This window comes from Achromobacter sp. ESBL13 (assembly GCF_036668755.1).
Taxonomy (GTDB): Bacteria; Pseudomonadota; Gammaproteobacteria; order Burkholderiales; family Burkholderiaceae_B; genus Achromobacter.
The window spans coordinates 309,349-328,879 of the sequence record NZ_JAZEVT010000006.1 but is presented as its reverse complement, the minus strand read 5'-3'; the positions used below and the strand labels follow the sequence as shown (position 1 = coordinate 328,879).

Genomic DNA, 19,531 nt, shown 5'->3' with positions numbered 1-19,531 from the left:
TGGCCGCAAGCCGGACGTTTTCATTTCTCATCTAGCGAAAAGACTACAGATGTCGCAACGTCCCGCTCCCCTTACCGGCATACGCGTGCTGGATCTGACCCGCGTGCTGGCGGGCCCCTGGTGTACCCAGAACCTGGCCGACCTAGGCGCAGAGGTCATCAAGATCGAACGGCCCGGCTCGGGCGACGACACGCGCGCGTGGGGGCCTCCGTACCTGAAGGACGAAGCGGGCAACGACACCACCGAAGCCGCCTACTACCTGTCCGCCAACCGCAACAAGATGTCGGTGGCGCTGGACATCGCCTCGCCGCGCGGCGCCGAGCTGGTACGGGAACTTGCCCTGCAAAGCGACATCCTGGTGGAAAACTTCAAAGTAGGCGGCCTGAAGAAATACGGCCTGGACTACGAAAGCCTGAAGGCCATCAACCCGCGTTTGATCTATTGCTCGATCACCGGCTTCGGCCAGACCGGCCCGTACGCCAGCCGCCCCGGCTATGACTTCATGATCCAGGGCATGGGCGGCCTGATGAGCATCACGGGCGAGCGCGACGACCTGCCCGGCGGTGGCCCGCAAAAGGCCGGCGTGGCCGTGGCCGACCTGATGACCGGCATGTATTCCACCGTGGGCATCCTGGCCGCGCTGCTGGAGCGCGCCAACAGCGGGCTGGGCCAGCACATCGACATGGCGCTGCTGGATTGCCAGGTCAGCATGATGGCCAATCAAAACCTGAACTTCATGACCTCGGGCGTGGCACCCCAGCGCGCGGGCAACGCGCACCAGAACCTGGTGCCTTACCAGGTGTTCGCCGCGTCCGACGGCCACTTGATCGTGGCGGTGGGCAACGACAGCCAGTTCCGCAACTATTGCGGCGCCATCGGTCTGCCGGAGCTGTCCGCCGACCCGCGTTTTTCCACCAACCCGCAACGCGTGAAGAACCGCGCCGAACTCGTGCCGCTACTGGCCGAGCGCATGGCCACCGGCGCGCGCGACCACTGGCTGGCGGCGCTGGAAGGCGTGGGCGTGCCGGCCGGCCCCATCAATACGCTGGACCAGGTCTACGAAGACCCGCACGTGCTGGCGCGCGAAATGAAGCGCGAACTTCCGCATCCGGCCGCCGGCAAGGTGCCGATGGCGTCCAGCCCCCTGAAGTTCTCCGACAGCCCGGTCCAATACCGCCGTCCGCCGCCCATGCTGGGCGAGCACACCGCGCAGGTGCTGGCGGAAAAGCTGGGTTTGTCGGCTGAAGAAATCCAGGCGCTGGCTCAAAGCCAGCCCTGATCGCGGCGGGCGGCCAGGCGCCGCCCGCTTGCCGTGCGCCATGCCGCGGCGCGCACCACCATTCCAATACCCAATACAGGCAGGAGAGAGTTGATGACGGAGATTCAAACCATCGGCGTCGTGGGCGCCGGGGCCATGGGGCGCGGCATCGCGCAGATCGCGGCGCAAGCCGGGCTGCGTGTGCGCCTGTACGACACCAGCGCCGACGCCGTGGCGGCCGCGCGCGAATCGTTGCGCCAGACGTGGGACAAGCTCGCTCAAAAGGGCAAGCTGACCGCCGCCGACGCACAAGCCGCGCTGGAACGCGTGGAATCCGCCACCGCGCTGACCGATATGTCGGCCTGCCAGTTGGTCGTGGAAGCCATCGTTGAACGTCTGGACGTCAAGCGCGACCTGTTCGCCGCCCTGGAAGGCGTGGTCTCGGAAGACTGCATCCTGGCGTCCAACACGTCGTCGCTATCCATTACCGCCATCGCGGCTGCCTGCAAGCACCCGCGCCGCGTGGCCGGCTATCACTTCTTCAACCCGGTGGCGTTGATGAAGGTGGTGGAAGTCATCGACGGCCTGCGCAGCGCGCCCGAAGTGGGCGACGCGCTGGCCGACCTGGCGCGCCGCATGGGCCACACGCCCGTGCGCGCCAAGGACATGCCGGGTTTCATCGTCAACCACGCGGGCCGTGGCATGAACACCGAAGGGCTGCGCGTGGCCCAAGAGGCTGTGGCCACGTTCGCCCAGGTTGACGCCGTGATGCGCGAGCAGGCCGGCTTTCGCATGGGCCCGTTCGAACTGCTGGACCTGACCGCGCTGGACGTGTCGCATCCGGTGATGGAATCCATCTACCGCCAGTTCTTCGACGAAGCGCGCTTTCGTCCGTCGCCCATCACCACGGTGCGTCTGGCCGGTGGGCTGATCGGGCGCAAGGCCGGCGAAGGCTTCTATGTTTACGCCGATGGCCAAAAGCAAGTGCCCGCTGAACCGCCGGTGCCGGCGCTGCCCGACGGCCTGAAGGTGTGGGTCAGCCCCAAGCACGCGGAAGGCTACGCACGTGCATCGGCGCTGGTTGAAAAGCTGGGCGCCACCTTGGTCACCGGCGCGTCGCCCGACGCGGACGCGCTGATCATCGTCACGCCGTTTGGCGATGACGTGTCGACGACGGTGTCGGCACAAGGCCTGAATGCCGGCCGCACGGTGGGCCTGGACGCGCTTTACGCCTTCGATGGCGCCAAGCGCCGCACCATCATGGTGTCGCCTGCCACCGAAGCCAAATGGCGCGACGCGGCGCATGCCCTGCTGGCCGCCGATGGCGTGCCGGTGACGGTGATCGAGGATTCACCGGGCTTCATCGCCCAGCGCATCGTGGCGATGATCGTCAACATCGCCAGCGATATCGCGCAGCAGCAGATCGCCACGCCGGAAGACATCGACAAGGCCGTGACGCTGGGCTTGGGCTACCCCGTGGGCCCGCTGGCGCTGGGCGACAAGCTGGGTGCCGACCGCATCCTGGAAATCCTGAAAAGCATGCAACGCGTGACGGGCGACCCGCGCTATCGCCCCAGCCTTTGGCTGCAACGCCGGGTGCAGCTGGGCATGTCGCTGTTGAAGTCGTCGGCGGAATAAGCCGCAGCGGCGTTCCGGCGGCCCGGCGTCCCGGCGTCCCGGCGTTGCCCTTACCCGTAACGCACCATAAAAAAGCCCCTTGAATGTTCAAGGGGCTTTTTACTGTCCGGGTCATCCGCATCGCGGCTCCGGCGACATACGCCGGGTTTACTTGGCGTGATCCACCATGTACTGAACGGCGGCGCGGATGTCTTCTTCCGAGGCGTTGGCGGCCCCGCCCTTGGGCGGCATCGGCGGCTTGCCTTGCATGGCGACCTTCACCATGGCGTCCATGCCGGTCTTGATGTAGGGGTCCCAGGCAGCCTTGTCGCCGAACTTGGGCGCGTTGGCCACGCCGGTGGCGTGACAGGCGAAGCAGACGCTCTTGTAGAGCTTTTCGCCAGCCGGGTTGACGGCGGCGGCCTGTTGCGGGGCAGCGGCAGGAGCCGGCGCCGCGGCGGTCGGGGCAGGAGCGGCGGCTGCGGGGGCTGTGGGGGCTGCGGCAGCCGGTGCTGCGGCAGCCGGAGCTGCGGCAGCCGGTGCTGCGGCAGCCGTTGCTGCGGCAGCCGCCGGGGCGGCGTCCGCTTCCTTCTTCGCGCCTTCTTCCGCCGGAGCGGCCGGTTCAGGCAGCGAGGCGCCCGACTTGTTGGCCATATAGACCACCGCGCGCGCCACTTCGTAGTCGGACAGCGTCGGGTTGCCACCCTTGGCCGGCATGCCGCCCTTGCCGTGCAAGGCCACATTCAACATGGTGTCGTAGCCCGACTTGATGAACGGCGCCCAGGCTGCGTTGTCGCCCATCTTCGGTGCGCCGGCCACGCCGGCGGTGTGACAGGCCGTACAGACGGCGGCAAAGACCTGTTCGCCCGTCTTGAATACCTTGGGCGCATTGGCGTCCACAAGCTCAAACCCCGCCACCGGGGCGATGCGCTTGGTGACCGCTTCAGGGGACAGGGAATCCGAGCCGGCTCCGGTCTTGGTACCGGAGACCACCATGTTCACCAGGAGGATGATGATGGCGATGGGGATCACGAAAGACAGGACGATCGTGACGACCAGTTGCTTGGGGGTCTTGATGGGGGAGGAGTGCTCTTCTATGTGTTCCTGCTCGTTGCTCATGACCAAATCCTGCTAACGGGTGGGGCGCCTGGCGGCGGCAACAGAAAATCAGTAACTGCACAAATCGGCGGACAAGTCGGACATCCGCCTGCAAGCAAACGCTGGATTATATAACGGTGTCAGGGACGAGCGTCCAATGCATCTGACCGGGTTTTCGATGAGATTGGCGGAAGATTTGACCCACTTCATGCAGCCTATCGAAAACTAGGTACAATGTCGCCTCCTTGCGCTGCGCCCGTAGTTCAATGGATAGAATGAGAGTTTCCGAAGCTCTTGATACAGGTTCGATTCCTGTCGGGCGCACCACCAACGTGCACAGCGCTTGTGTTACTTCCGCAGTACCCCCTCCGCATTACCCCCACGCATTACCCCCACGCATTACCCCTACGCATTACCCCTACGCATTACCCCCTACGCATTACCCCCGGCGCAATACCCTTCGCCTTTCCCGCCGCTTTACCCCCCCATGCAATTTTCCATCCCGGCTTTCCCACGCTTGCCTCCTGCTTGCCGCTGCCGCAATGCCGCACATGCCACGCATCCGGCCCGTTGCCATGTTGTGAAAAGTGGACATCACGCCCCATTACATTTCTGAGAATGCGAATCGATTTCATCGATAGTAAGATCGCGCCACTTAAAAATTCTCGGATCTTGGAATGCGGCGCGTCATCTTTTCGGCATGTCTTTTAAACACAGCGGTTCCCCCGGCGTTGGCCGATGACGCCGGCACAACACCACCCGTCCAGCTCGAGGCGGTCAGCGTTTATGGGGATGCCGAGCGTGCCGACGGCCCGGTGATCGGCTATCGGGCCACGCGTTCGCTTAGCGCGACGCGCACCGACACCGCGCTGCACGATGTGCCGCAGTCGATCACCGTGGTGCCCCGCGACGTCGTCGAAGACACCAACGCAACGCGCCTGGAGCAAGTGCTGGATTACGCCGGCGGCGTCGGCCGCGCCAACAACTTCGGCGGGCAGGGGCTGACCACCGTCACCGTGCGCGGCTTCACGACTGGCGAGTACTACCGCAACGGCTTTCCCATCAATCGCGGCTATCCCAATGCGCCCGACTCCTACACGCTGGAACGGCTGGAAGTCATTCGGGGTCCCAACACCAGCCTGTATGGCCGAGGCGACCCCGGCGGCACGTTCAACGTGGTGACCAAGCAGCCAGAGGCGGAATCGCGCGTAACCGTGGGCACGCAGGTCGATACGCACGGCATGCGCCGCGCCACCCTCGACACCACCGGCGCGCTGAACGAAGACGGCAGTCTCACCTATCGCGTCAACGCACTGGCCGAAGGCGGCGACAGCTTTCGTGATGATGTCAGCACCGAACGCTATGGCATTGCGCCGGTGATCAGCTGGCAACCCGGCGCCGCCACCCGCATCACGCTGGAAGCCGAGATGATGCGCAACAACCATCCGCTGGACCGCGGTCTGACGCGCTATCCCACCCAGACCGAACGCGCCTCGCGCGCCACCAACGTCTGGGAGACGGGCACCGACAACAAGCTGCACAACGACAACAACGTGGTGCAGCTGCGCTTCGAACATGCGCTTAACGACAACTGGAAACTGGGCGGCGGGGCACAGTGGCTGGACGGCACGCTGAAAGGAAACGCCGTCGAAGCGAACGCCTTGCAGGCGGACGGCCGCACGCTGGGTCGCAACTTCAATTACCGCAAGCTGGACTGGACGGACCGCGACGTCCAGCTGAACCTGACCGGCAACTTCAGCACGGGCGGCCTACGTCACACGCTGCTGACCGGTATCGAGGTCGAAGACTACGATTACCGGTCCATCATCCGGCGTTCGGCCGCGGGTGCCGCTGCCTATCCCATCGATCTTTACGATCCCGTGCTGGGGCAGCCACGCCCCGCGTTGACACGCATCACCACGCACGACAACGAAAACCTCAAGACCTGGGCCGCCTTCGTGCAAGACCAAGTGGCGCTGACCGATCGCTTCAAGCTGCTGGCCGGGCTGCGCTTCGAACGCTTCGAACACACCTACCGCGACCGGCTGCCCGCGGGAAGCCGTTGGCGCACCACCGATACGGCCGTCACGCCGCGCCTGGGCCTCATCTATGACCTGACCGATACCCTGGCCGTCTACGCCAACACGGCGCGCTCGTACAAGCCGAACACGGGCGCCGACCGCCAAGGCAAGGGCTTCGATCCCGAACAGGGCAAGTCGTTTGAAGTGGGCGCCAAATGGGAATTGCTGGACCGCCGCCTGAGCGTGGATGTGGCCGCCTACCAGATCGACAAGAAAAACGTGCTGACGGTGGACCCTACCGACTCCACCTATCGCGTTGCGGCCGGCAAGGTGCGCAGCCGTGGCATCGATGTCAACGTGGCGGGCAACATCACGCGTGAATGGCGGGTCATCGGCGGCTATTCGTATGTGGACGCCAAGGTCACCGAAGACAACACGCTGCCGCGTGGCACGCGCCTGGCCAACATCCCGCGCAACACGCTAAGCCTGTTGAATATGTACGAATTTCACGAAGGCCCGGCGCGGGGTCTGGGCCTGGGCGCCGGTGTGCGCTATGTGGATGACCGCGCCGGCCAGACCGTGGCCTCTTCGTACAACATGGGCGCCTACGTGGCGGTGGACCTGTACAGCTTCTACCAGGTCAACAAGCACCTGCGCGTGAACCTGGACGTGACGAACGTGTTCAACCGCAATTACGACGAGGGCGCGTTCAATACCTACGTGTATCCCGGTGCGCCGCGCACCGCGCAATTGGGCGTCAGCTACACGTATTGAGGCGGAGGCCTCGCTTCATGGCGCAGGCCTCATGCGGCGCGCCGGCCCAGCTCTTTCAGGGCCGCTGCCCCTGGGACCATGACAGCGGTGTCGGGCAACGCGTCAAAACAATCGACGCGTTGCCGACCCGTGGCCGGACGACGACGCAACGGGCGTGTCGATACGGCAAACGTCAATCATCCAGCGACGGCACCGTGCCGATTTGCGTCAGGATGCGGGGCGATTCCATATCGCCGGTTTCTTTGTCTATCCACACTTCGTAGGCGGCAACCCCCACGAATTTGGACGCCATCGAATTCGCGATTCGGATGGCGCCGAATTCGCTGCTGGCCGGACGGATTTCCCCAGGCGCCACGCCGTTGGCGGCGGCGCGATAGGGCACAACGATGTACTGAACAAGATGAGCGGCTTCTGACACAGGATTCTCCCTGGATGACAGTTTTTTGGGCGAGCGAAATGTATCACGTCGCACTGTGTTTTTGTACAGTATTTCGCATGGTCACACCAACTAATTCTTTCGCGGCGGGAAAACCCCTAGCGCGCAGTCGTTGCCCGAAAAAGTCGTCGCCTCTATTATTTTCGAAAATCTTCACGGTTTTATAAAAGAGGCCAGTCATGGAAGCGAACCGGTACGACGCCTATCGCGAGGACACCGCGGGCCGCGCCAATGTGGCGGATTCACCCGAGCGCATCGCCTATTACCAGGAGCTCGCCCGCCTGGAAACCGGTGCTTTGTGGACCGTGGCGAACAAGATTGAGCCCTGGGCGCCGCGCTCCGCGTCGGTGCCCGTGGTGTGGCGTTACCAGGACTTGCGCGGCCACGTGCTGCGGTCGGCTGAATTGGTGTCGCCCGAGGAAGCCGGCCGGCGCGTCATCTACCTGAACAACCCCGGCCGACGCGATGTGGCCGCCGCCGTGGGCTGGTTGTATTCCGGTCTGCAAGTGATGCAGCCGGGCGAGCTGGCCTCGGCGCACAAACATTCCCATTCCGCGCTGCGTTTCATCATGGAAGGGCGCGGCGCGTACACCGTGGTCGACGGCCACAAAATGACGCTGGGTGCGAACGACTTCGTGCTGACACCCAACGGCACCTGGCATGAACATGGCGTGTCCGAAGACGGCACCACCTGCATCTGGCAGGACGGCCTGGACATACCGCTGGTCAACGCGCTGGAAGCCGGTTTTTACGCCGTGCACCCCGACCTGAACCAGACCGTGACCTATCCCGTGGACGACACCAGCGCCGCCTGGGGCAACGTTGCCTTGCGCCCGCAGGTATCCGGTTGGACGAAACCCTATTCGCCGCTGTTCAAGTACGAATGGGAACCCACCTACGACGCCCTGCGCCGCTACGCCCGCACCTCCGCCGGCAGCCCCTACGACGGCATCCTGCTGGACTACGTCAACCCGGCAACCGGCGGCCCCGTCATGCCGACCATCGGCGCCAGCATGCAGTTGCTGCGGCCGGGCGAACACACCAAGGCGCATCGGCACACCGGCAGCTTCATCTATCAGGTGGCCAAGGGCAGCGGCTATTCCATCATCGACGGCAAACGCTACGACTGGACCGAACGCGACATTTTCTGCGTGCCGTCCTGGGCCATCCACGAACACGTCAACCTGTCTTCCAACGACGACGCCTGCCTGTTCTGTTTCAACGACCTGCCCGTGATGCGCGCGCTGGGGCTATACCGCGAAGAAGCGGTCAAGGAAAACGACGGCCATCAAATCCTGATCTAGCGCCGCGCCACCTTCCCATCAAATTTTCATCCGCCGCGCGGGCGTTGTCCGCGCGCCTGGCTCAACACGTCTTGAATCTATGGAGTTCCTATGCGCTTGGTGACTTTTCGTGCTCATCCCACCGCCGCCGCCCGGCTTGGCACGCTGGCCGAAGGCTATGTAATCGACCTGGCATTGCTGGGCGAGGCGGGCGGGGTGGACCTGCCCGACGACATGTTGGCGTTTATCGACCTGGGGCCGGTGGCCGTGGCGCAGGCCAGCCGCCTGATGGATGCCTATCGCGGCGAATGGCCCGTGGGCACGGCGCTGCCGCAGGAAAACGTAAAGCTGCTGGCGCCCATTCCGCGCCCGCGCAAGAACATCTTCGGCATCGGCCTGAACTATGTGGAACACGTGGCCGAATCCAGCCGCACGCTGGACACGTCGGCCGACCTGCCCAAGCAGCCGGTGATCTTTTCCAAGCCGCCCACCACCGTGATCGGCCCGGGCGACGCCATCGAACACAACGCCAAGATCACGCAGCAGTTGGACTGGGAAGTGGAGCTGGCCGTGATCATGGGCCGCCGCGCCTCGCGCGTGGCCGAGGCCGATGCGCTGTCCTACGTGTTCGGCTACAGCGTCATGCTGGACATGAGCGCGCGCGACTGCCGCCGCGCCGGGCAATGGATCTATTCCAAGGGCCAGGACACCTATGCGCCCTTCGGGCCGTGCATCGTTACCGCCGACGAAATTCCCGACCCGCAGGTGCTGGACTTGTGGCTGACCGTGAACGGTGAAAAGAAGCAGGGATCGAACACGCGCCACATGCTGTTCAAGGTGCCGTTCCTGATCGCGGACATCAGCGCCGGCATCACGCTGGAGCCGGGCGACATCATCGCCACGGGCACGCCCGAAGGCGTGGGCGCGGGCCGCAAGCCGCAGGAATGGCTGTGGCCCGGCGACGTGGTGGTGGCGTGCGTGGAAGGCATCGGCACGTTGCGCCATCCGGTTGTGGCGGTATAGCTCACACCCGGCCGGCAAGGCGGGCAACGCAATCTTCAAGGGGAAACCATGATCAAGAAACAGAAACTGGGCGGCATCGCCGCCGCGTTGTCCGTCGCGCTGGGCGCGGCCATGTCGATGAGCGCCGCGCGCGCCGCCGATCCCGTCAAGATCGGCTTCATCGCCACCTTGTCCACGCCGGCCGGCTACATCGGCGAGGACGAGCGCGATGCGTTCAACCTGGCCATCAAACAGGGCGGCGGCAAGCTGGGCGGCGTGCCGGTGCAATTGGTGATCGAAGACGACGGCCTGAAACCCGCCAATGCCAAGCAGGCGGCCGACCGCCTGATCCAGTCCGGTGTGAAGCTCTTTACCGGCGTCAACTTTTCCAACGTGCTGGCCGCCGTCGTGCCCAGCGTGGTGAAGTCGGGCGCGTTCTACGTCAGCCTGAACCCGGGGCCGTCGAACTTTGCCGGTGAAAAATGCGACGCGAATTATTTCGTGGCGTCCTACCAGAACGACGCCTTCCACACGGCGGGCGGCGTGGCGGCCAATGAACTGGGCTACAAGCGCGTGGTGCTGCTGGCGCCCAACTATCAGGCGGGCCGCGACGCCATCGAAGGCTTCAAGCGCACCTACAAGGGCGAGGTGATTGCCGAGATCTACACCAAGCTGGACCAATCGGACTTTTCGGTGGAGCTGGCGCGTGTGCGCTCGCTGTCGCCCGATGCCATCTACCAGTTTCACCCGGGCGGCACCGGCATCAACTTCGTCAAGCAGTACGCGGCGGCGGGCCTGAACAAGAGCATCCCCATGCTGATGCCCAGCTTCTCGATGGACGCGCGCATGATCCAGGCGACCGGCGACGCATCGCTGGGCTCGTACACCACCGGCATCTGGTCGCAGGATTTCGATAACGCGCCATCGCAAGCCTTCGTGAAAGCCTTCAGGGAAGCCTACGGCCGCGTGCCCACGGACTACGCCATGCAGGCCTATGACACGGCGCAGCTGATCGGCGTGGGCCTGAAAGCCACTGGCGGCGACTTGTCCAAGGCCGATGCCTTCCGCGCCGCGCTGCGCAAGCCCGACTTCACGTCGCTGCGCGGCAAGTTCAGCATGAACACCAACCAGCATCCAATTCAGGACCTGTACCTGATGCGCATCGAGAAGGACAGCGCGGGCGTGCTGGCGCCGCATCTGGTGCGCAAGTTGGTGGCCGACGATAAGGACGCCTATGCCCAATTCTGCAAGTTGCCATCATGACGCTTCTGTTCGAACAGCTGCTTAACGGTTTGCAGTTCGGCGCCATGCTTTTCATGCTGGCGGCCGGGCTGACGCTGATCTTCGGGATCATGGGCGTGGTGAACCTGACGCACGGGTCCTTCTACATGGTGGGCGCGTACTGCGCGGCCTACGCCATCGGCACCACGGGCTCGTTCCTGGCGGGCGTGCTGGCCGCGCTGCTGGGGGCGGGGCTGTACGGCATATCGGTCGAAGTGCTGGTGATCCGCAAGCTGTACAAGCGCGATCACCTGTACCAGGTGCTGGCCACGTTCGGCCTGCTGCTGTTTTCGAACGAGGCGGTCAGCCTGATTTTTGGCCGGCGCCCGCCACTGGTGGGCATCCCGTCTTTCCTGGAAGGCGCGGTGACGCTGGCGCCGGGCTTTCAGTATCCGGTGATCCGCCTGTCGTTCATCGCGATCGGCGCGCTGGTGGCGGTGGGGCTGTGGTGGCTGGTCAACCGCACCCGCATCGGCATGCTGATCCGCGCGGGCGCGGATGACAGAGAAATGGTGGACGCGCTGGGCGTGGACATCCGCAAGCTGTACACGCTGGTGTTCGGCCTGGGCGCGTTGCTGTGTGGCCTGGCGGGCGTGATGGCGGCGCCGCTGCTGGCCGTGGAAATCGGCATGGGCGAACGCATCCTGATCACCACGTTCGTAGTGATCGTGATTGGCGGTGTCGGCTCGGTGCGCGGCGCGTTGGCGGGCGCCTTGCTGGTGGGCATGGTCGATAGCCTGGGCCGCGCGTTCCTGCCGCAGTTGCTGTCCAAGATGTTCTCGCCCGCCACGGCGGACCCTTTGGCCGCCGGCATGGCGTCGGCCAGTATCTATGTGCTGATGGCGATCGTGCTGATCGCCAAGCCCGGCGGCTTGTTCCCGGCGCGAGGATGATGATGGCAAAGACACTTTCCAATCGCGCCCGCTGGGGCCTGGCCGGGCTGACGGTATTGATCCTTCTGCCGGCGGCTGCGCTGGCGTCGGGCTCGCCGTTCTTGATCGGCGTGGTCACGCGGTTCCTGATCTACGGCCTGGCCGCCGTCAGCCTCGACCTGGTGATCGGCTACGGCGCCATGGTCAGCTTCGGCCACGCCATGTTCTTCGGCTTGGGCGGCTATGCGGTGGGCATCATCGCGTTCCACACGGCCGAAGCGGGGCCCATCTTCGGCTGGGCCGGCAGCAATGCCGCGCTGGTCGTGTGGCCCATCGCGCTGGCGGTGTGCGCGCTGGCCGGTTGGGTGTTCGGCTATCTGGCGCTGCGCACGCGCGGCGTGCAGTTCATCATGATTACGCTGGCGTTCGGGCAGATGGTCTATTTCATCTTGGTGTCGCTGCAATTCTATGGGGGCGACGACGGGCTGATGATTCCGCAGCGCAATGTGCTGCCCGGCATCAACCTGGAAAGCCCGCTGGTTTTTTACTACGTGTGCCTGGCGCTGCTGACGGCGTGGACGCTGCTGTGCATCCGCGTCACGAATTCGCGATTCGGCATGGTGTTGCAGGCGCTGCGGCAAAGCGAACGGCGCGCCCTGAACCTGGGCGTGGCGCCCACGCCGTATCGCCTGAGCGCGTTTGTGCTGTCGGCGGTGGGCACCGGGCTGGCCGGCGTGCTGTGGGCCAACTATGCCGGGCTGGTTACGCCCGACATGGCCGCGTGGACCAAGTCGGGCGAACTGATGGCAATCGTGATCCTGGGCGGGGTGGGCACGTTGCTGGGGCCGATCGCGGGCGCGGCCGTGTTCCTGGGCCTGGAGCAGATGCTGTCGTCGATGACCGAACATTGGCTGCTGTACATGGGGCCTATCCTGGTGCTGGTGGTGCTGTGGGGCCAGAAGGGGCTGTTCGGAAAATTGCTGGAGACGCGCCATGCCGATTGACGCGCAAGACTGCTTGTTGCGGCTGACGCAGCTGCGCAAGGCCTTTGACGCGGTGGTGGCCACCAATGGCGTGGACCTGGATGTGCGGGCCGGCGAAATCCACGCCATCATCGGCCCCAACGGCGCGGGCAAGTCCACGCTGATCGCGCAGATCTGCGGTGAAATCCGGCCCGACTCCGGCACCATTCACCTGGACGGGCGCGACGTCACCGGGCTACGCGCCTTTGAACGCGCGCGGTTGGGGCTGGGACGGTCGTTCCAGATTACCGAGCTTTGCCACGAATACACCGCACTGGAAAACGTGATCCTGTCGCGCATGCTCAAGGGTGGGCGCGCGTTCGGCGCGTGGTCCGATCCGCGCCGCGACGCGGGGTTGAAAGCCGAAGCCATGCAGTGGCTGACACACGTGGGCCTGGCGGACCGCCGCCATGTACGGTCCGCCGATCTGGCGCATGGTGAAAAGCGCCAGCTGGAATTGGCGGTGGCGCTGGCGCGGTCGCCACGGCTGTTGCTGCTGGACGAGCCGATGGCCGGCATGGGCCCCGAGGAATCGGCCCGCATGACGCGGCTGCTGCAAGGCATGAAGGGCGACTACGGCATCTTGCTGGTGGAACACGATATGGACGCCGTCTTTGCGCTGGCCGACCGTATCAGCGTGCTGGTCTACGGCCGCGTGGTGTTCAGCGGGCCGCCCGACGAGGTGCGCCGCCATCCGGAGGTGCGCGCGGCCTATCTGGGAGAAGAGCATGTTGAAGGTTGACGGCCTGACGGGCGGCTACGGGTCCAGCAAAGTGCTGTTCGGTATGTCGTTCGAAGCCAGCGAGGGCGAAGTCATTTCGCTGATCGGGCGCAATGGCATGGGCAAGACCACCACGGTCAAGACCGTGATGGGCATGCTGCCGGCTACCGGCGGCGCGGTGCAGTTCCGGGGGCAGACGCTGGGGCGGTCCGCGCCCAGCACGGTCGCGCGCCTGGGCGTGGGGCTGGTGCCGGAAGGGCGGCGGGTGTTCGGGTCGCTGACGGTGCAGGAAAACCTGGTGGCCACCGCGCGCGCGGCGGCGGGCGGCTGGGACCTGGACCGCGTGTTCACGCTGTTTCCGCGCTTGAAAGAGCGGCGCACGCAATCGTCGCGCACGCTGTCCGGCGGTGAACAGCAGATGCTGGTGGTGGGACGCGCGCTGATGACCAACCCCAAGCTGCTGATCCTGGACGAAGCCACGGAAGGGCTGGCGCCGCTGATCCGCCAGGAAATCTGGCGCTGCCTGCGCGCCTTGAAGTCCGAAGGCCAGACCATTCTGGTCATCGACAAGAACCTGCCTGAAATGGCAACGCTGGTCGACCGCCACTACATCGTCGACAAGGGCCGCGTGGCTTGGTCGGGCAAGCCGGCCGAACTGTCGGCGCAGCCCGAGCTCGCGCAGCGATATCTGGGAATATGAGCCCGCCGCGCGCGAGTAGAATGAGCCGCCTGTGCGCGGATCGGCGGACGCGCCGCTGACACCTGGAGAGCATGTTGAAGCCAAGAATCAAAGCGTCCCGCCAGGACGAGCCCGGGTCTGACGGGAACGCCGACGTTGAAGACATCACGCTGTCCGAGCAGGTCTACCGCCTGCTTCGACGCGACATCATGAGCGGCGCCTTCGCGCCTGGCCAGTCGCTGCGGCTGGAATTGCTGCGGCAGCGCTACGGCAGCAGCTTTTCGCCGATCCGCGAAGCGCTGAACCGCTTGCGCAGCGAACGCATGGTCGTGAACACCACGTCGCGCGGGTTCAGCATCGCGCCCCTGTCGGTCGACGAAATGTGGGACGCCTGTGAAACCCGCATCCTGATCGATTGCGACGCGTTGCGGCGGTCGCTGGCCAACGCGGACGACGCCTGGGAGACGCGGCTGGTGGGCGCGTACCACGCGCTGACGTTGGCTGCCCAGCGCGCCGGCCAGTCGCCCGCGCCGTCCGACGAACTGGAAGAACTACTGGAAGCCCGCCACCTGGATTTTCATCACGCGCTGATCGGCGCCTGCCGCTCGCGCTGGCTGCTGGACCTATCCACGCAGCTGTATGCACAAACCGAGCGCTACCGTCGCCCGGCGCGTGCGGGCGCCACCGCCTACGGGCCGGAACGCAATGTTGACGACGAGCATCGCCAGCTGCTGGACGCCGCGATATCCCGCGACGCGGAACGCTCGGTGGCCATGCTGGCCGCGCATTACCGCAAGACCGCGCAATTCATCGAACGGATCATTTCACAGCCCGACCCCCAGGCACGACATGCATAAGCCCGACATCGACCTGTTCTTTTCCACCATCGCCGAACGCGACGTGCAATACAACGCCCGTGAATCGGTGGCGGACTTTGATGCCTGCGTGCGCCGCTACGCGGAGTCGTCCGCGCGCGTGCGCTCGCGCCGCCCAGGCGTGCTGGACCTGCGCTATGGCATGGGCCAGGACGAGCGTCTGGACCTGTTCCTGCCTGCCGCGTCGCGCACGCCCGCGCCGGTATTCGTGTTCATCCATGGCGGTTACTGGCGCGCCCAGCGCAAGGAAGACGCGCCCGTCATGGCCGAAGCCTTCAACGCGGCGGGCGCGGCCGTGGCCACGCTGGAATACACCTTGGTGCCCGAAGCCACCCTGGGCGAAGTGGTGCGCGAAGTGCGCAGCGCGGTGGCCTGGCTGTACCACAACGCGGCGGCCTATGGCGTGGACCCGGAACGCATCTATGTGGGCGGCAGCTCGGCCGGCGGGCACCTGGCGGGCATGCTGGTCGCGCCCGGTTGGCCCGCGCGCTATGGCGTGCCGGACGACATCATCAAGGGCACGCTGGCCTTGTCGGGCCTGTTCGACCTGCGCCCGCTGTGCGACATCCTGCCCAATACCTGGCTGCGCTTGACGCCCGAGCAGGCCGCGCATCAAAGCCCCATCTTCAATCTGCCCGAGCAGGCCGGCCCGATGCTGCTGGCGGTCGGCGGGCTGGAAACGCAGGGCTTCAAGAACCAGACGGCGGCCTTTGAAGCCGCCTGGAACGCCGCGGGTCTGGCGTCCACGCGCATTGCCACGCCGCACTGCAACCACTTCGATCTGGTCAATGAACTGGAAGACGCGGATAGCCCGCTTACCCGCGCCACCGTGGCGATGATGGGGCTGGCGGGTCGCTGACGGAGTTGCAGATGGCCGACCTGAAACTTCTTGAAGACTTGATCGCGCTGGCGCGCACGGGCAGTTTCGTGCGCGCGGCCGAGCTGCGCCATGTGACGCACCCCGCGTTCGGTCGGCGCATTCGCGCGCTGGAAGCCTGGGCGGGCGCGCCGCTGGTCGAACGCCAGCACCTGCCCGTGACGCTGACCGCGCAAGGCGAGGCGCTGCTCAAGACGGCCACGCAGGTGGTTGAACAGATGGGGCTGGTGCGCCATCGCATCCGCAGTTCGGGCGCGGGCGGCGAGGCGGTGCTGCGCATTGCGACCGGCCGCAGTCTGGCGCGCACGCTGGTGGCCGACTGGATCGCCCGGCTGCGTCACCGCGCGCCCAAGGTGCTGACCGAAGGCACACAGGTGGAGCTGTCCACGGGCCAGGCGAAAGACCTGGTGGTGCGCCTGGAGCAGGGCAAGGTGGATTTGCTGTGCTGCTACGAACACCCGGCGCTGTCGGTGCCGCTGAGCCCGGCGCGCTATCGCTACATGACGCTGGCCACCGACAAGCTGGTGCCCGTCAGCCAGGCGGATGCGCGCGGCCGCGCCCGCTACGCGCTGAAAGATGGCGGCCAGGCCGTGCCGCTGATCACTTATACGGGCGGGCTGGCGATGGAACGCATCGTGGGCGACCGCCTGGAAACCACGCCGTACGCCTTGACGCCGTTCGTGCGCAGCGATTCGCTGGACGCGGCGCATGGCGCGGTGGCCAAGGGCCTGGGCGTAGCGTGGCTGCCATGGTCGATGGTGGCGGCCGATTGTCGTCGTGGCGCCTTGGTGGCCCTGGGCGGCCGTAGCGAGGAGATCGCCTTCGAGGTGCGGCTGTATCGTCCGCGTGCGCGCCTGACAGAGCTGGCGGAGGCGGCCTGGGAGGCCACGGCCAACCGCAAGGCGTAAGGCCGGCATCGTGCCCGGCCATGCACGCTAGGCAGGATAAGCACGAAGATGTGCCGTTTCGGCACAACCGTGTCACACCGCCGCCGCGAAAATAACAGCCTATACCTCCAACGAGACGGCTCCGCCGTCCACCCCTCAGCACCCCAAGGAAGAAAACATGAAGTCCGTACTGCATCCGCTGCGCGCAGCGCTTGTTGCGTTTTGTGCCGCCTCGGCCGTGGCAACCGCCCCGGCCGCCTTCGCCGCCGATTACCCGGCCCGCAGCGTGTCGCTGGTGGTGGGCTACCCCGCTGGGGGCAGCCTGGACCTGACGGCGCGCCTGTTGGGCGAAGAACTGGGCAAGCGCCTGGGCCAGACCGTGGTTGTGGAAAACGTGGGCGGCGCCGGTGGCACCATCGGCGCCCAGCGCGTGGCGCGCGCTGCACCCGACGGTTACACGATTTTCCTGGGCTCCACGAACGAAATGGTGATTGCCCGCATGATCAACACGGCGGTCAAGTACGACAGCGCCAAGGACTTTACGGCGCTGGGGCTGGTGGCCTCGCAGCCGATGCTGCTGGCCGCCAGCAAGAATTCCGGCGTCAAGACCGCCGCCGACTACTTGCAAAAGCTGCGCGGCGCGGAGCCGGGCACGTTCAACTACGGCTCGTCAGGCGTGGGCACCACGCTGCATCTCGCCGGTGAAATGATCAACCAGGCCACCGGCACGCGCGCCGAACACGTGCCGTATCGCGGCGTGTCGCCGCTGGTTACGGACCTGATGAGCGGCCAGCTGGACTACGGCATGCTGGTGCTGTCCTCGGGCCTGCCGCAAGTGCGCAGCGGCAACATCGTTGCGCTGGGCCTGACCGAGAACAAGCGTTCGCCGGCCGCGCCGGAAATTGCGCCGCTGGCGGCCACGCCCGGCTTTGAATCCGTCGACATCAATCTGTGGTTCGCGCTGTACGGCCCCGCCGGCTTGCCCGAGCCGGTTGTGGCCAAACTGCGCACCGTGCTGGACGAAACGCTGAAGTCCGAATCGTTCCGCAAGAAGATGCAAGAGGCGGGCGGCGAAGTGGCCAAGCCGGGCGTGGATCTGGTGGCCTACCAGGCCGAAGAAACCAAGAAGTACGGCGCGCTGGTCAAGGCCGCCAAGATCGAAGCCCAGTAATCGGCCCCAGTAATCGGCCCCAGTAATCGCCCCCCAGCACCTACGTCAGAAAGCGGACCTCACCATGCAATTTCAGCTTCCCGTTCCCGACCTCGCCGCCGAACGCGCGGGCAATACCGATACGCCGGGCGTCTGGCATTTTGATTCCGGCGTGCCGGGGCGGGCGCTGATGGTGAGCGCGCTGGTGCACGGCAACGAGCTGTGCGGCGCGTGGGCACTGAAAGACCTGCTGGCCGCCGGCGTGAAGCCGCGCCGGGGCAGCCTGACGCTGGCCTTCTGCAACCTGGACGCGTTTGACCGCTTCGATCTGGCCAGGCACGATGCCTCGCGCTTCGTTACCGAAGACATGAACCGCGTCTGGAGCGCCGAGCGCCTGGACAACCCCACCACCGCCGACCGCCAACGCGGCGCGGCGCTGCGCCCGTGGGTGCAGCGTGCGGACTGGCTGCTGGACCTGCATTCCATGCACGAGCCGGGCGCGCCCCTGCTGTTGACGGGCGTTTTGCCGCGCAACATCGCACTGGCGCGCCGCCTGAAGGCACCGCAGCATGTGATCGTGGACGCGGGCCACAAAGACGGTGTACGCATGCGTGACTTCGCACAGTTCGGCGATGCCACGCGTGACGACGCGTGCGCCTTACTGATCGAATGCGGTTTCCATGGCGAACTGGCCTCGCGCGATGTCGCGCGCGACATGGTGGCCCGCATGTTGGTGGAATCCGGCGTGGTGGATGCCGCCGATGTGCCGGCCGGCTGGCGGCTGCCCGATCCCGACACCCAGCGCGTGCTGGAAGTGACGGACGCCGTGGTGGCACCGTCGATGGACGTGACGTTCGCGCAACCCTGGACGGGGCTGGAAACGCTGGCGCAAGCGGGCTCGGTGATCGGCTGGGCAGATGGCCAGCCCATCGTGACGCCCTATGACAACTGCACGTTGATCATGCCGTCGCTGCGTCAACTGAAGCCGGGCGTGACGGTGGTGCGCTTGGCCCGCGACTACGCGGGCTGATGGCCGAGCCGCGCCGCGTGGCGCGGTCAGCGAAAGCCGGCGCGAGCCGGCGTCCTGCTTATTTCTGCGGCGTGTACCGCAGTTCATCCAGCTCGTAGCCCTGGGCCTTCGCGGCAGCCAGGGCCTTGTCCAACTCTTCCTTGGGCAATTGCGGCGAGCGCGACAGAATCCACAGGTACTTGCGATCGGGCGTGCCCACGACGGACCAGCGGTATTCCGGGTCCAGGCCGATCACCCAGTAATCGCCCTTGAACGGCTTGAAGAAGGTGACTTCAAGCTTGGCGTTATTGCTGCCTTCCACGACGGTGGCGGTGCCGGACGCGGAATCGATATCGCCGTCCTTGGTGCGGCAGCGATTGTTCACGCCGATGGTGCCGTCGGGGTGCGCGGTGTATTCGGCGGTGGTGTCGCCGACGCAATTGCGCTGGAAGAACATGGGGAAATTGGCGATTTCGTACCACATGCCGACATAGCGTTTCAGGTCCACCGAATCCACGGTCTGCATGGGCGGCGGCGCGGCATGGGCGAGGCCCACGCTGGCTGCCAGGGCCAACAGGAATGTTGCGGTGCGGCGCATTGAAAAACCTCCAGAGTGAGACTGACCGAACCGCGGCGCTTGCCCGTCAGGCAGGCGCCGCGTACGCAAAC

18 protein-coding genes and 1 tRNA gene are annotated in these 19,531 nt (G+C 65.6%); 16 read left to right on the top strand and 3 right to left on the bottom strand.

The genetic code is table 11. The annotated features are described in order from the left end of the window. Window positions 1–49: 49 nt before the first annotated feature. On the top strand, window positions 50–1,279 hold the full coding sequence (locus tag V6F88_RS22840) for a CaiB/BaiF CoA transferase family protein (protein WP_046806604.1): 1,230 nt from the start codon (window positions 50–52) through the stop codon (window positions 1,277–1,279). Window positions 1,280–1,372: 93 nt separating this feature from the next. Continuing rightward, window positions 1,373–2,896, top strand: a complete 1,524-nt coding sequence (locus tag V6F88_RS22835; protein WP_332612441.1) for a 3-hydroxyacyl-CoA dehydrogenase — start codon at window positions 1,373–1,375, stop codon at window positions 2,894–2,896. Between the two features lie 147 nt (window positions 2,897–3,043). On the opposite strand, the gene V6F88_RS22830 is transcribed toward V6F88_RS22835, so the two are convergent. Next, window positions 3,044–3,994 carry a c-type cytochrome gene (locus V6F88_RS22830; RefSeq protein WP_332612440.1) on the bottom strand — a complete coding sequence of 317 codons (951 nt, stop codon included), beginning with the start codon at window positions 3,992–3,994 and terminating at the stop codon, window positions 3,044–3,046. A gap of 231 nt (window positions 3,995–4,225) precedes the next feature. Here V6F88_RS22830 and V6F88_RS22825 point away from each other — a divergent pair. Both V6F88_RS22825 and V6F88_RS22820 read left to right on the top strand, forming a co-directional pair. Continuing rightward, window positions 4,226–4,300 (top strand) — tRNA-Arg (locus V6F88_RS22825). Between the two features lie 404 nt (window positions 4,301–4,704). Further along, the gene (locus V6F88_RS22820; protein ID WP_332612439.1) at window positions 4,705–6,768 is read left to right on the top strand and encodes a TonB-dependent siderophore receptor; all 2,064 of its coding nucleotides are present in this window, start codon (window positions 4,705–4,707) and stop codon (window positions 6,766–6,768) included. Window positions 6,769–6,940: 172 nt separating this feature from the next. On the opposite strand, the gene V6F88_RS22815 is transcribed toward V6F88_RS22820, so the two are convergent. Next, window positions 6,941–7,186 carry a hypothetical protein gene (locus V6F88_RS22815; RefSeq protein ID WP_332612437.1) on the bottom strand — a complete coding sequence of 82 codons (246 nt, stop codon included), beginning with the start codon at window positions 7,184–7,186 and terminating at the stop codon, window positions 6,941–6,943. 197 nt (window positions 7,187–7,383) lie between these two features. On the opposite strand from V6F88_RS22815, the gene V6F88_RS22810 reads away from it, so the two are divergent. The 12 genes from V6F88_RS22810 (at window position 7,384) to V6F88_RS22755 (ending at window position 18,883) form a co-directional block, all read left to right on the top strand. After that, window positions 7,384–8,508 carry a cupin domain-containing protein gene (locus tag V6F88_RS22810; RefSeq protein ID WP_332612435.1) on the top strand — a complete coding sequence of 375 codons (1,125 nt, stop codon included), beginning with the start codon at window positions 7,384–7,386 and terminating at the stop codon, window positions 8,506–8,508. 90 nt (window positions 8,509–8,598) lie between these two features. Further along, window positions 8,599–9,510 carry a fumarylacetoacetate hydrolase family protein gene (locus V6F88_RS22805; RefSeq protein WP_332612434.1) on the top strand — a complete coding sequence of 304 codons (912 nt, stop codon included), beginning with the start codon at window positions 8,599–8,601 and terminating at the stop codon, window positions 9,508–9,510. A 48-nt stretch (window positions 9,511–9,558) separates the two neighbouring features. Then, window positions 9,559–10,752: an ABC transporter substrate-binding protein gene (locus tag V6F88_RS22800; RefSeq protein WP_332612433.1), complete on the top strand. Its 1,194-nt coding sequence runs from the start codon at window positions 9,559–9,561 to the stop codon at window positions 10,750–10,752. After that, window positions 10,749–11,663 carry a branched-chain amino acid ABC transporter permease gene (locus V6F88_RS22795; RefSeq protein WP_046806597.1) on the top strand — a complete coding sequence of 305 codons (915 nt, stop codon included), beginning with the start codon at window positions 10,749–10,751 and terminating at the stop codon, window positions 11,661–11,663. Before V6F88_RS22800 ends, V6F88_RS22795 begins: the two co-directional genes overlap by 4 nt. Continuing rightward, window positions 11,660–12,646 (top strand): branched-chain amino acid ABC transporter permease, encoded by a 987-nt coding sequence (locus tag V6F88_RS22790; RefSeq protein WP_332612431.1) that lies wholly within the window; start codon window positions 11,660–11,662, stop codon window positions 12,644–12,646. Before V6F88_RS22795 ends, V6F88_RS22790 begins: the two co-directional genes overlap by 4 nt. Then, entirely contained in the window at window positions 12,636–13,406 is a 771-nt protein-coding gene (locus V6F88_RS22785; RefSeq protein ID WP_332612430.1) for an ABC transporter ATP-binding protein, read from the top strand. Before V6F88_RS22790 ends, V6F88_RS22785 begins: the two co-directional genes overlap by 11 nt. Next, entirely contained in the window at window positions 13,393–14,085 is a 693-nt protein-coding gene (locus V6F88_RS22780) for an ABC transporter ATP-binding protein (protein ID WP_332612429.1), read from the top strand. Before V6F88_RS22785 ends, V6F88_RS22780 begins: the two co-directional genes overlap by 14 nt. 74 nt (window positions 14,086–14,159) lie before the next feature. After that, the gene (locus V6F88_RS22775) at window positions 14,160–14,921 is read left to right on the top strand and encodes a GntR family transcriptional regulator (RefSeq protein ID WP_332612606.1); all 762 of its coding nucleotides are present in this window, start codon (window positions 14,160–14,162) and stop codon (window positions 14,919–14,921) included. Then, entirely contained in the window at window positions 14,914–15,798 is an 885-nt protein-coding gene (locus V6F88_RS22770) for an alpha/beta hydrolase (RefSeq protein ID WP_332612428.1), read from the top strand. The genes V6F88_RS22775 and V6F88_RS22770 overlap by 8 nt, the downstream gene beginning before the upstream one ends. Before the next feature lie 11 nt (window positions 15,799–15,809). Continuing rightward, on the top strand, window positions 15,810–16,724 hold the full coding sequence (locus V6F88_RS22765) for a LysR family transcriptional regulator (protein ID WP_332612426.1): 915 nt from the start codon (window positions 15,810–15,812) through the stop codon (window positions 16,722–16,724). 157 nt (window positions 16,725–16,881) lie between these two features. Next, window positions 16,882–17,874 (top strand): Bug family tripartite tricarboxylate transporter substrate binding protein, encoded by a 993-nt coding sequence (locus tag V6F88_RS22760; protein ID WP_332612424.1) that lies wholly within the window; start codon window positions 16,882–16,884, stop codon window positions 17,872–17,874. 64 nt (window positions 17,875–17,938) lie between these two features. Then, complete coding sequence (locus V6F88_RS22755) at window positions 17,939–18,883, top strand: succinylglutamate desuccinylase (protein WP_442880377.1); 945 nt, start codon at window positions 17,939–17,941, stop codon at window positions 18,881–18,883. 58 nt (window positions 18,884–18,941) lie between these two features. Here V6F88_RS22755 and V6F88_RS22750 read toward each other — a convergent pair whose 3' ends face one another. Beyond that, window positions 18,942–19,460 (bottom strand): lipocalin family protein, encoded by a 519-nt coding sequence (locus V6F88_RS22750; RefSeq protein WP_332612422.1) that lies wholly within the window; start codon window positions 19,458–19,460, stop codon window positions 18,942–18,944. Window positions 19,461–19,531: the final 71 nt, after the last annotated feature.

What these genes read in the sequence shown, in the direction of transcription:
- V6F88_RS22790 (WP_332612431.1), top strand. Translation starts at nt 11,660, where the DNA reads ATGATGATGGCAAAGACACTTTCCAATCGCGCCCGCTGGGGCCTGGCC.
- V6F88_RS22800 (WP_332612433.1), top strand. Translation starts at nt 9,559, where the DNA reads ATGATCAAGAAACAGAAACTGGGCGGCATCGCCGCCGCGTTGTCCGTC.
- V6F88_RS22780 (WP_332612429.1), top strand. Translation starts at nt 13,393, where the DNA reads ATGTTGAAGGTTGACGGCCTGACGGGCGGCTACGGGTCCAGCAAAGTG.
- V6F88_RS22770 (WP_332612428.1), top strand. Translation starts at nt 14,914, where the DNA reads ATGCATAAGCCCGACATCGACCTGTTCTTTTCCACCATCGCCGAACGC.
- V6F88_RS22765 (WP_332612426.1), top strand. Translation starts at nt 15,810, where the DNA reads ATGGCCGACCTGAAACTTCTTGAAGACTTGATCGCGCTGGCGCGCACG.
- V6F88_RS22760 (WP_332612424.1), top strand. Translation starts at nt 16,882, where the DNA reads ATGAAGTCCGTACTGCATCCGCTGCGCGCAGCGCTTGTTGCGTTTTGT.
- V6F88_RS22830 (WP_332612440.1), bottom strand. Translation starts at nt 3,994, where the DNA reads ATGAGCAACGAGCAGGAACACATAGAAGAGCACTCCTCCCCCATCAAG.
- V6F88_RS22750 (WP_332612422.1), bottom strand. Translation starts at nt 19,460, where the DNA reads ATGCGCCGCACCGCAACATTCCTGTTGGCCCTGGCAGCCAGCGTGGGC.
- V6F88_RS22810 (WP_332612435.1), top strand. Translation starts at nt 7,384, where the DNA reads ATGGAAGCGAACCGGTACGACGCCTATCGCGAGGACACCGCGGGCCGC.
- V6F88_RS22795 (WP_046806597.1), top strand. Translation starts at nt 10,749, where the DNA reads ATGACGCTTCTGTTCGAACAGCTGCTTAACGGTTTGCAGTTCGGCGCC.
- V6F88_RS22785 (WP_332612430.1), top strand. Translation starts at nt 12,636, where the DNA reads ATGCCGATTGACGCGCAAGACTGCTTGTTGCGGCTGACGCAGCTGCGC.
- V6F88_RS22755 (WP_442880377.1), top strand. Translation starts at nt 17,939, where the DNA reads ATGCAATTTCAGCTTCCCGTTCCCGACCTCGCCGCCGAACGCGCGGGC.
- V6F88_RS22840 (WP_046806604.1), top strand. Translation starts at nt 50, where the DNA reads ATGTCGCAACGTCCCGCTCCCCTTACCGGCATACGCGTGCTGGATCTG.
- V6F88_RS22805 (WP_332612434.1), top strand. Translation starts at nt 8,599, where the DNA reads ATGCGCTTGGTGACTTTTCGTGCTCATCCCACCGCCGCCGCCCGGCTT.
- V6F88_RS22835 (WP_332612441.1), top strand. Translation starts at nt 1,373, where the DNA reads ATGACGGAGATTCAAACCATCGGCGTCGTGGGCGCCGGGGCCATGGGG.